This window comes from Enterobacter sp. BNK-13 (genome assembly GCF_048685015.1).
Classification (GTDB): Bacteria; Pseudomonadota; Gammaproteobacteria; order Enterobacterales; family Enterobacteriaceae; genus Enterobacter; species Enterobacter quasiroggenkampii.
Window position 1 is genome coordinate 414,878 of the sequence record NZ_JBLQTP010000001.1, and the last position, 10,666, is coordinate 425,543.

The window sequence follows — 10,666 nt, forward strand, 5'->3', positions numbered from 1 at the left end:
TTTAGCGATACGAAATAGAAATTGGTAAGACCAATTGACTCCGGGCAAAAAGGCGTAAGACAGGGAATATGGCCTACAGCAAAATTCGCCAACCAAAACTATCTGATGTGATTGAGCAGCAGCTGGAGTTTTTAATCCTCGAAGGGACTCTGCGCCCGGGTGAGAAACTTCCGCCAGAACGCGAACTGGCAAAACAGTTCGACGTTTCACGTCCCTCTCTGCGTGAGGCGATTCAACGTCTCGAAGCAAAGGGCTTGCTGCTTCGTCGCCAGGGCGGCGGAACCTTTGTGCAAAACAGCCTGTGGCAGAGCTTCAGCGATCCGCTGGTAGAACTTCTCTCTGACCACCCAGAATCCCAGTTTGACCTGCTTGAGACCCGTCACGCGCTGGAAGGTATTGCGGCCTATTACGCCGCTCTTCGCAGCACTGATGAAGATCGCGTGCGTATCCGCGAACTGCATCAGGCCATTGAACGGGCACAGCAGTCCGGCGATTTAGACGCCGAGTCCAGCGCCGTCGTCCAGTATCAAATCGCCGTCACCGAAGCGGCACACAATGTGGTGCTCCTCCATCTGCTACGCTGCATGGAGCCGATGCTGGCCCAGAACGTTCGTCAAAATTTTGAATTGTTGTATGCCCGTCGGGACATGCTCCCACTGGTAAGCAACCATCGCACCCGAGTATTCGAGGCGATAATGGCCGGGGAACCGGAGCAGGCGCGCGAAGCGTCGCACCGCCATCTGGCTTTCATTGAGGAAATCTTGCTGGACCGCAGCCGTGAACAATCGCGTCGCGAACGTTCATTACGCCGCATACAGCAACGAAAGGATTAAGCGCCAGGTACTTTTAGAGCGCGGCAACTAAACGCAGAACCTGTCTTATTGTGTTCTTGCCCAAGAGCACAATGGGACAGGTTCCAGACAAATCAACGTATTAGATAGATAAGGAATACCCCCATGTCAGAACGTCTCCAAAATGACGTGGATCCGATCGAAACTCGCGACTGGCTACAGGCGATCGAATCGGTCATCCGTGAAGAAGGTGTTGAGCGCGCTCAGTATCTGATTGATCAGCTGCTTTCTGAAGCCCGCAAAGGCGGTGTGAAGGTTGCTTCAGGTGCAGGGGCTAGCAACTACGTAAACACGATTGCCGTCGAAGACGAACCGGAATACCCGGGCAATCTGGATCTGGAACGTCGTATCCGTTCTGCAATTCGCTGGAACGCCATCATGACCGTTCTGCGCGCATCCAAGAAAGATCTGGAGCTGGGTGGCCACATGGCGTCCTTCCAGTCTTCTGCGACCGTTTACGAAGTGTGCTTCAACCACTTCTTCCGTGCAGCGAACGAGAAAGACGGCGGCGATCTGGTGTACTTCCAGGGCCACATCTCTCCGGGCATCTATGCACGTGCATTCCTGGAAGGTCGTCTGACTGAAGAGCAGATGAACAACTTCCGTCAGGAAGTTCACGGTAAAGGTCTGTCTTCTTACCCGCACCCTAAACTGATGCCTGAATTCTGGCAGTTCCCGACCGTATCAATGGGTCTGGGCCCAATCGGTGCGATCTACCAGGCGAAATTCCTGAAGTATCTGGAACACCGTGGTCTGAAAGACACTTCTGAGCAGACCGTATACGCCTTCCTGGGCGACGGCGAAATGGATGAGCCAGAATCTAAAGGCGCGATCACCATCGCGACCCGTGAGAAGCTGGACAACCTGTGCTTCATCATCAACTGTAACCTGCAGCGTCTGGATGGTCCGGTAACCGGTAACGGCAAGATCATCAACGAACTGGAAGGCATCTTCGCGGGTGCTGGCTGGAACGTGATCAAAGTCATGTGGGGTTCCCGTTGGGACGAACTGCTGCGTAAAGACACCAGCGGTAAACTGATCCAGCTGATGAACGAAACCGTTGACGGTGACTACCAGACCTTCAAATCCAAAGACGGTGCCTACGTGCGTGAGCACTTCTTCGGCAAATATCCAGAAACCGCAGCCCTGGTTGCAGACTGGACTGATGAGCAGATCTGGGCCCTGAACCGCGGTGGTCACGATCCGAAGAAAATCTACGCTGCACTGAAAAAAGCACGTGAAACCAAAGGTAAAGCGACTGTAATCCTGGCCCACACCATCAAAGGTTACGGCATGGGTGATACCGCAGAAGGTAAAAACATCGCTCACCAGGTTAAGAAAATGAACATGGACGGCGTGCGTTATATCCGCGACCGTTTCAACGTTCCAGTGACCGATGAGCAGGTCGAAAACCTGTCTTACATCACCTTCCCGGAAGGCTCCGAAGAGCACAAGTACCTGCACGAACGTCGTCAGGCGCTGAAAGGCTACCTGCCAGCTCGTCAGCCTAACTTCACCGAGAAGCTGGAACTGCCAGCGCTGGAAGACTTCTCTCAGCTGCTGGAAGAGCAGAACAAAGAGATCTCTACCACTATCGCTTTCGTTCGTGCCCTGAACGTGATGCTGAAGAACAAGTCGATCAAAGATCGCCTCGTACCAATCATCGCCGACGAAGCGCGTACTTTCGGTATGGAAGGTCTGTTCCGTCAGATCGGTATCTACAGCCCGAACGGCCAGCAGTACACCCCGCAGGACCGTGAGCAGGTTGCTTACTACAAAGAAGACGAGAAAGGTCAGATCCTGCAGGAAGGTATCAACGAGCTGGGCGCAGGCGCATCCTGGCTGGCTGCTGCGACCTCTTACAGCACCAACAACCTGCCGATGATCCCGTTCTACATTTACTACTCCATGTTCGGGTTCCAGCGTATCGGTGACCTGTGCTGGCAGGCAGGCGACCAGCAGGCTCGCGGCTTCCTGATCGGTGGTACTTCCGGTCGTACGACCCTGAACGGTGAAGGTCTGCAGCACGAAGATGGTCACAGCCACATTCAGTCTCTGACTATCCCTAACTGTATCTCTTACGACCCGTCTTACGCGTACGAAGTGGCAGTCATCATGCATGACGGTCTGCAGCGCATGTACGGTGAAGCGCAGGAGAACATTTACTACTACATCACCACCCTGAACGAAAACTACCACATGCCGGCAATGCCAGCAGGTGCCGAGGAAGGTATCCGTAAAGGTATCTATAAACTCGAAACTATCGAAGGTAGCAAAGGTAAAGTTCAGCTGCTGGGCTCCGGTTCTATCCTGCGTCACGTTCGTGAAGCAGCACAGATCCTGGCGAAAGACTACGGTGTCGGTTCCGACGTGTACTCTGTGACCTCCTTCACTGAACTGGCGCGTGATGGCCAGGATTGTGAGCGCTGGAACATGCTGCACCCAATGGAAACCCCACGCGTACCGTACATCGCTCAGGTGATGAACGACGCGCCAGCGGTGGCATCTACTGACTATATGAAACTGTTCGCTGAGCAGGTTCGTACTTACGTTCCAGCTGATGATTATCGCGTTCTGGGTACTGACGGCTTCGGTCGTTCTGACAGCCGCGAAAACCTGCGTCACCACTTCGAAGTTGATGCTTCTTACGTGGTTGTAGCAGCACTGGGCGAACTGGCTAAACGTGGCGAAATCGATAAGAAAGTGGTTGCGGACGCAATCACCAAATTCAACATCGATGCAGAAAAAGTTAACCCGCGTCTGGCGTAAGAGGTAAAAGAATAATGGCTATCGAAATCAATGTACCGGACATCGGGGCTGATGAAGTTGAAATCACCGAGATCCTGGTCAAAGTAGGCGACAAAGTTGAAGCTGAACAGTCGCTGATCACCGTAGAAGGCGATAAAGCCTCTATGGAAGTCCCGTCTCCTCAGGCTGGCATCGTTAAAGAGATCAAAGTCTCTGTTGGCGATAAAACCGAAACTGGCAAACTGATCATGATTTTCGATTCCGCCGACGGTGCAGCCGCTGCTGCACCTGCGCAGGAAGAGAAGAAAGCCGCTCCGGCCGCCGCTGCTCCAGCAGCTGCCGCGAGCGCGAAAGAAGTGAATGTGCCTGACATCGGCGGTGACGAAGTTGAAGTGACTGAGATCCTGGTGAAAGTGGGCGATACCGTTGCGGCCGAGCAGTCACTGATCACCGTAGAAGGCGACAAAGCTTCTATGGAAGTGCCAGCACCGTTTGCGGGTACCGTTAAAGAGATCAAGATCAACACCGGTGACAAAGTGTCTACTGGCTCCCTGATCATGATCTTCGAAGTGGCAGGTGCTGCACCTGCTGCCGCGCCTGCACAGGCCGCTGCTCCGGCACCAGCCGCAGCACCAGCCGCTGCTGGCGGCGCGAAAGACGTTAACGTACCGGACATCGGCGGTGACGAAGTTGAAGTCACCGAAGTGATGGTAAAAGTGGGCGACAAAGTTGCCGCTGAACAGTCACTGATCACCGTTGAAGGCGACAAGGCTTCTATGGAAGTCCCTGCGCCATTCGCGGGTACCGTTAAAGAGATCAAAATCAGCACCGGCGACAAAGTGTCTACCGGCTCTCTGATCATGGTCTTCGAAGTGGAAGGCGCTGCGCCTGCCGCAGCTCCGGCTGCCGCGGCTGCTCCAGCACCGGCTGCTGCACCGGCTCAGGCTGCTAAACCAGCCGCTGCCCCTGCTGCAAAAGCAGAAAAATCAGAGTTCGCTGAAAACGACGCTTACGTCCACGCGACGCCGCTGATTCGTCGCCTGGCGCGCGAATTCGGTGTGAACCTGGCGAAAGTGAAAGGGACCGGCCGTAAGGGTCGTATCCTGCGCGAAGACGTTCAGACCTACGTGAAAGACGCGGTGAAACGCGCCGAAGCTGCACCAGCTGCAGCCGCTGGCGGCGGTATCCCGGGCATGCTGCCATGGCCGAAAGTGGACTTCAGCAAGTTCGGCGAGATTGAAGAAGTGGAACTGGGCCGTATCCAGAAAATCTCTGGTGCGAACCTGAGCCGTAACTGGGTGATGATCCCGCACGTTACGCACTTCGATAAGACCGATATCACCGATCTGGAAGCGTTCCGTAAACAGCAGAACGCCGAAGCTGAGAAGCGTAAACTGGACGTGAAATTCACCCCAGTGGTCTTCATCATGAAGGCGGTTGCTGCGGCTCTGGAACAGATGCCACGCTTCAACAGCTCCCTGTCCGAAGACGGCCAGAAGCTGACGCTGAAGAAATACATCAACATCGGTGTTGCGGTTGATACGCCAAATGGTCTGGTTGTTCCGGTCTTCAAAGACGTGAACAAGAAGAGCATCACTGAGCTGTCCCGTGAACTGACCACCATCTCCAAGAAAGCGCGTGATGGTAAGCTGACTGCCGGCGAAATGCAGGGCGGCTGCTTCACCATCTCCAGCATCGGCGGCCTGGGTACCACCCACTTCGCGCCGATTGTGAACGCGCCGGAAGTGGCTATCCTCGGTGTGTCCAAGTCCGCGATGGAGCCGGTGTGGAATGGCAAAGAGTTCGTGCCGCGTCTGATGATGCCAATCTCTCTGTCCTTCGACCACCGCGTGATCGACGGTGCTGATGGTGCGCGTTTCATCACCATCATCAACAACATGCTGAGCGACATTCGCCGCCTGGTGATGTAATCGAAAAGCCGGCCAGTCGGCCGGCTTTTTTCTGATAATCTCATGGTGTTTGTGAGGTTATTGGCGAAAGCGACAATTCGTGAGCCGTTTGTTGTTTCAAAATTGTTAACAATTTTGTAAACTGCGGGCGGATAGAACGACCCGGTGGACGACGGGTATAAACTAAGAGGTCATGATGAGCACAGAAATCAAAACTCAGGTCGTAGTACTTGGGGCAGGCCCGGCAGGTTACTCCGCAGCATTTCGCGCAGCGGATTTAGGTCTGGAAACCGTCATCGTAGAACGTTACAGCACCCTCGGCGGTGTTTGTCTGAACGTCGGCTGTATCCCTTCTAAAGCGCTGCTGCACGTAGCGAAAGTTATCGAAGAAGCCAAAGCGCTGGCTGAACACGGTATCGTCTTCGGCGAGCCGAAAACCGACATCGACAAAATTCGTACCTGGAAAGAGAAAGTTATCACTCAGCTGACCGGCGGTCTGGCGGGTATGGCCAAAGGCCGTAAAGTGAAAGTGGTAAACGGTCTGGGTAAATTCACCGGTGCGAACACCCTGGAAGTGGAAGGCGAAAACGGCAAAACCGTGATCAACTTCGACAACGCGATCATCGCGGCAGGCTCTCGCCCAATCGAACTGCCTTTCATTCCACATGAAGATCCACGCGTGTGGGATTCCACCGATGCGCTGGAGCTGAAAACCGTTCCTAAGCGTCTGCTGGTTATGGGCGGCGGTATCATCGGTCTGGAAATGGGTACCGTGTACCATGCGCTGGGTTCAGAGATCGACGTGGTTGAAATGTTCGACCAGGTTATCCCGGCTGCCGACAAAGACATCGTTAAAGTCTTCACCAAGCGCATCAGCAAGAAATTCAACCTGATGCTGGAAACCAAAGTGACTGCCGTTGAAGCGAAAGAAGACGGTATTTACGTTTCCATGGAAGGCAAAAAAGCCCCATCCGAACCACAGCGTTACGACGCCGTGCTGGTGGCTATCGGTCGTGTACCGAACGGTAAAAACCTCGACGCGGGCAAAGCTGGCGTGGAAGTGGACGACCGTGGCTTCATCCGCGTTGACAAACAGCTGCGCACCAACGTGCCGCACATCTTTGCTATCGGCGATATCGTCGGTCAGCCAATGCTGGCGCACAAAGGTGTTCACGAAGGCCACGTTGCCGCTGAAGTTATCGCCGGCATGAAGCACTACTTCGATCCGAAAGTGATCCCATCTATCGCGTACACCGAGCCAGAAGTGGCATGGGTTGGTCTGACTGAGAAAGAAGCGAAAGAGAAAGGCATCAGCTACGAAACCGCCACCTTCCCGTGGGCTGCTTCTGGCCGTGCTATCGCTTCCGACTGCGCAGACGGTATGACCAAACTGATCTTCGACAAAGAGACTCACCGCGTAATCGGTGGTGCGATTGTCGGTACCAACGGCGGCGAGCTGCTGGGTGAAATCGGTCTGGCTATCGAAATGGGTTGTGACGCTGAAGACATCGCGCTGACCATCCACGCACACCCGACTCTGCACGAGTCCGTGGGCCTGGCGGCAGAAGTGTTTGAAGGCAGCATCACCGACCTGCCAAACGCGAAAGCGAAGAAGAAATAAGTTTCTTCCCTGATTGCTAACGCCTCCTCTGGAGGCGTTTTTTTTGCCTGAAAACTACCCATTCTGGTAGGTAACTTATTGTTATTTACTCTAAAAATTTTCATCTGTCTGCCGATACCTTTTGCACCATTGTGTAGCTACTGGCCGCACGGTTAACGATTCTGGACTTTTGATTACACACAAAAAGGAAATAACATGTCTTTGAAGAAAGTGATGGGGATTGGCTTATTAGCGGCAGTGATGACGCTGACCGGGTGCGGTGCGATGACGACGGCGGTGAAAAAACGCAACCTGGAAGTAAAAACGCAGATGAGTGAAACCATCTGGCTTGAGCCATCCAGTGAAAAAACGGTCTACATTCAGGTTAAAAACACTTCTGATAAAGACATGAGCAATCTGCAGACGCTGCTGGCAAACGATCTGAGTGCCAAGGGATACAAGGTCACCAGCTCTCCTGACAGCGCATACTATTGGGTGCAGGCTAACGTTCTGAAAGCAGACAAAATGGACCTGCGTGAATCTCAGGGCTACCTGAAAACCGGCTATGAAGGTGCCGCTGTGGGTGCCGCGCTGGGTGCCGGTATCACGGCCTACAACAGCAACTCCTCCGGCGCAGCGCTGGGCGTGGGGCTGGCTGCGGGGCTGATCGGCATGGCGGCAGATGCGATGGTGGAAGACGTAAACTATACCATGGTGACCGACCTGCAGATCTCCGAGCGCAGCAAGGCGAAGGTGACCACGGACAACATCGCGGCGCTGCGTCAGGGAACGTCTGGCGTGAAGCTGCAAACCAGCTCCGAGCAGGGCGACCGTGCGAAGTATCAAACCCGCGTGGTGTCGAACGCTAACAAAGTAAACCTGAAGTTTGAAGAAGCCAAACCGGTTCTGGAAGCTCAGCTGGCGAAATCAGTCGCCAATATTCTGTAAGTTAAAAAGCCGGGGGGCGGCTTCGCCTTACCCGGCCTACAGGCAGAGCGGGTATTCAGGGTCCGACGGGCTGCCAGGTTTTATCAGGCGCGTATGAGGCCAGCGCCCGGGCCTTTTGCTCCGACTCGCTGCCGAGATCGGACTGGTACACCTTGTCGTCCTGATTTATCACAAAGCTCATCACGCCCGTCTGGCCGTAGCTGACCGGCCAGGCCACCATCGCGAAACCGTTTTTATCCGGCAGGATCCGGAAGCGATAGCCGTGATAGCCGGTACCCGGCTCTTTTGGGCTAAATGCCGGTCCGAGCGGACTGGGCGCTTCGCCGGGAGAGGCGGGCCAATACAAACCGTCTTTTTTGCCCTTCGAGCTGACAATCTTCTGCGCGTATTTCTGGTTCATCGCAAAGTAGCTTTGCTGCGCATCAACATAGGCATGTAAGGCTTCAATGGCAGCAAGTTCATTACGCCCGATTTCGCGGGTCAGGATCTCTTCCGCCCCTTCTTTGATATCGAATTGCCAACCGGTGGCGGTTTTGATCACCGGGATGGGAAGCTGCCAGCTGTTATCGCCGACAACAAGATGCGCCGTATCCCCTTCGACAACGGTGTTGTGACGGACTTTCCAGTCGCGCAGGAAACGATCGACGGCATCCGGATCAACGCCTTCAGGGGGCAGAAAATCGCGCCAGTTCTCTCCAAGCAGGTTGCTCATCGCGCGCTCATTATGCTCACCAATGGCGTTGGCCAGCGCATCGGTCGCCTGATCGGGCGTGCTGAAAGACTGCTGCGCCATCGCCGAGGCCGAAAGCATGAACAACACCATTCCACTGAGTAGTTTACTTTTCATGTCGGTTCCCTTAGCGATGTCGAATTTCACGGCGTTCAGCGCGTCCACCAGACGCCTGACGCGGCTGCTGCTGGCGAGCCGCAAGCTGTCTGCTTTGCGCACCACGCTGCTGCTGCGCCTGCCAGTTGGCGGAGCGGCTGTCGTTGCCGCTCAGCGCATTGGCCCGGGGCTGGCTGTTCCGCTGCTGCAGAGTGCGTTGCTGCGTGGGCTGCGAAACCCGTTTCTCTTGTCTCTGCGCGGTGGTCTGGCGATTCTCTCGCTGCTGTGTGGTGGTTCGCTTCGCCGTCTGCGGTTTGGTGTCGTAGCCACGGTAGTTATTGCGCTGGGAAATCTGCTTCAGCTGTTCACTTGAGGCCTGACGCTGCACGTCTTTCGTGCCGGGACGTGCCGTTTGCGGGAAGGTTTTACCCGTGGATTTCTCCATCTGGCTCAGGGCCGCCTGACGCTGGCTGTCCCGGTTAACCGGTTTTTGCTGCGTTGAGCTTAGCCCGGTAGCCGTGCTGGTGGAGTGGAAACGGGTGTTGAGCTGGTTGGTCGGATAGGGCACACCTTCCCGATAGGCCGGGTTATGCTGCCAGGTACGGTTGGCGTCCGTCAGACGCTGTCCGCTGATTTTATTGAAGTTCTCAACGTTGATATTGATGTTGTTATCACCGTTGCGGTTATAGCCGCCGTGATTATCCCAGTCACCGTCATGATGGTGATCCCAGTCATCGTCGTCATCCCAGTCGATGTTGCTGAAAATGGCATAGGTTGTGGCGACACCCAGGCTGAAGCCTAAGCCGTTGACGAAGCTGTTGCCAAACTGCTCCCCGGGTGTAGGCGGGAGATAGGTGGGCGGATAGGCAGTGTTGGGCCAGGTCCCGTAAACCGTATTGGGGTTATAGGTGGGGACGTACACAACCTGCGGATCGGCAGATTCAATTTTGATCACCGTTGGCGCGGGCGCAGACGTGGTTGTGGTTGTGGTTGTCGTCGTTGCCTCGGTGGTGCTGGTTTTAGCCGGAGCCGGTTTAGTCACGGTGGTGACCGTCTGCTGAGGCGTGGATTGTAACGCGCCTGTCTTCTGTGCCAGCGCGCGCAGGCGCTGAACGGAATCCATCACGTCTTTCGGCTGCGCGAGAAACGCATCGCCCAAATTTTGTACCCACGGCGGGTTTTCACCCATCAGCGACATGAGCTGAGGAAACGCGACCAGCGATTTTACGCTCGGATCCCATGGCTGGCTGGCAACGGCCTGAATGGCGGCGTCCCCTTCCATTTTAGGGTTGTCTTTTGACCACTGCGCCGCCTGAATCACGTTGGCCGGGTAAGTCGAGGCCATCAAGATCTGTGACAGCAGGGCGTCCGGGTAGAGCGCGATAGGGGCAACCCACTGATCGATTTGCGCGGCAGTATAGGTTGGCGCGACGACTGGAGCGGGCGTTGCTGCTGCCGGTGCAGCGGGTGCAGCCGGTTGTTGAGCGACGGGGGCGGGCGCAACGGGTTCCGTTGCGCGGCTTTTGACAAACATGACGCCTGAGGCGGCAAGCAGCCCGGCACTGCACAGAAGGACGAGCAGATGTGGCTTAAAGGGCAACTTCATAAAATGACTCCAACGAGACAAGCGCTGTGCCGTGAGGCGTTACGGTTGGCGTGAGTATTATTCACCCGTCTTTTACTGTTTTGACTTTTATTGGGAAGCGTCCGGTACGTCCGGATAAAGAGTGTGAGTATTTATTACACAATTATATGCGATGCGGGAATAACCGAAGGGAATTCA

Annotated in this window: 7 protein-coding genes; 5 read left to right on the forward strand and 2 right to left on the reverse strand. The window is 55.1% G+C overall.

The annotated features are described in order from the left end of the window. Positions 1-68 precede the first annotated feature (68 nt). The 5 genes from pdhR to traT all read left to right on the forward strand — a co-directional run bounded on the left by pdhR (position 69) and on the right by traT (position 8,057). Entirely contained in the window at positions 69-833 is a 765-nt protein-coding gene (gene pdhR / locus ACMGGQ_RS01930; protein ID WP_008501960.1) for a pyruvate dehydrogenase complex transcriptional repressor PdhR, read from the forward strand. 123 nt (positions 834-956) lie between these two features. Further along, complete coding sequence (gene aceE, locus ACMGGQ_RS01935) at positions 957-3,620, forward strand: pyruvate dehydrogenase (acetyl-transferring), homodimeric type (protein ID WP_028015529.1); 2,664 nt, start codon at positions 957-959, stop codon at positions 3,618-3,620. 14 nt (positions 3,621-3,634) lie between these two features. Beyond that, complete coding sequence (aceF, locus tag ACMGGQ_RS01940; protein WP_023326706.1) at positions 3,635-5,530, forward strand: pyruvate dehydrogenase complex dihydrolipoyllysine-residue acetyltransferase; 1,896 nt, start codon at positions 3,635-3,637, stop codon at positions 5,528-5,530. Between the two features lie 175 nt (positions 5,531-5,705). Next, complete coding sequence (gene lpdA / locus ACMGGQ_RS01945) at positions 5,706-7,130, forward strand: dihydrolipoyl dehydrogenase (RefSeq protein ID WP_003856313.1); 1,425 nt, start codon at positions 5,706-5,708, stop codon at positions 7,128-7,130. Between the two features lie 195 nt (positions 7,131-7,325). Beyond that, positions 7,326-8,057 carry a conjugal transfer complement resistance protein TraT gene (gene traT, locus ACMGGQ_RS01950; RefSeq protein WP_048225655.1) on the forward strand — a complete coding sequence of 244 codons (732 nt, stop codon included), beginning with the start codon at positions 7,326-7,328 and terminating at the stop codon, positions 8,055-8,057. 55 nt (positions 8,058-8,112) lie between these two features. Here the strand turns inward: traT and ACMGGQ_RS01955 are convergent, their stop codons facing one another. Continuing rightward, positions 8,113-8,904, reverse strand: coding sequence for a DUF2950 family protein (locus ACMGGQ_RS01955; RefSeq protein WP_420289526.1), 792 nt, complete (start codon positions 8,902-8,904; stop codon positions 8,113-8,115). Between the two features lie 10 nt (positions 8,905-8,914). Then, on the reverse strand, positions 8,915-10,489 hold the full coding sequence (locus ACMGGQ_RS01960; protein ID WP_420289527.1) for a DUF3300 domain-containing protein: 1,575 nt from the start codon (positions 10,487-10,489) through the stop codon (positions 8,915-8,917). Positions 10,490-10,666 lie beyond the last annotated feature (177 nt).

Coding starts and splice junctions, on each gene's coding strand:
- aceE (WP_028015529.1), top strand. CDS start 957: ATGTCAGAACGTCTCCAAAATGACGTGGATCCGATCGAAACTCGCGAC.
- traT (WP_048225655.1), top strand. CDS start 7,326: ATGTCTTTGAAGAAAGTGATGGGGATTGGCTTATTAGCGGCAGTGATG.
- pdhR (WP_008501960.1), top strand. CDS start 69: ATGGCCTACAGCAAAATTCGCCAACCAAAACTATCTGATGTGATTGAG.
- ACMGGQ_RS01960 (WP_420289527.1), bottom strand. CDS start 10,489: ATGAAGTTGCCCTTTAAGCCACATCTGCTCGTCCTTCTGTGCAGTGCC.
- ACMGGQ_RS01955 (WP_420289526.1), bottom strand. CDS start 8,904: ATGAAAAGTAAACTACTCAGTGGAATGGTGTTGTTCATGCTTTCGGCC.
- aceF (WP_023326706.1), top strand. CDS start 3,635: ATGGCTATCGAAATCAATGTACCGGACATCGGGGCTGATGAAGTTGAA.
- lpdA (WP_003856313.1), top strand. CDS start 5,706: ATGAGCACAGAAATCAAAACTCAGGTCGTAGTACTTGGGGCAGGCCCG.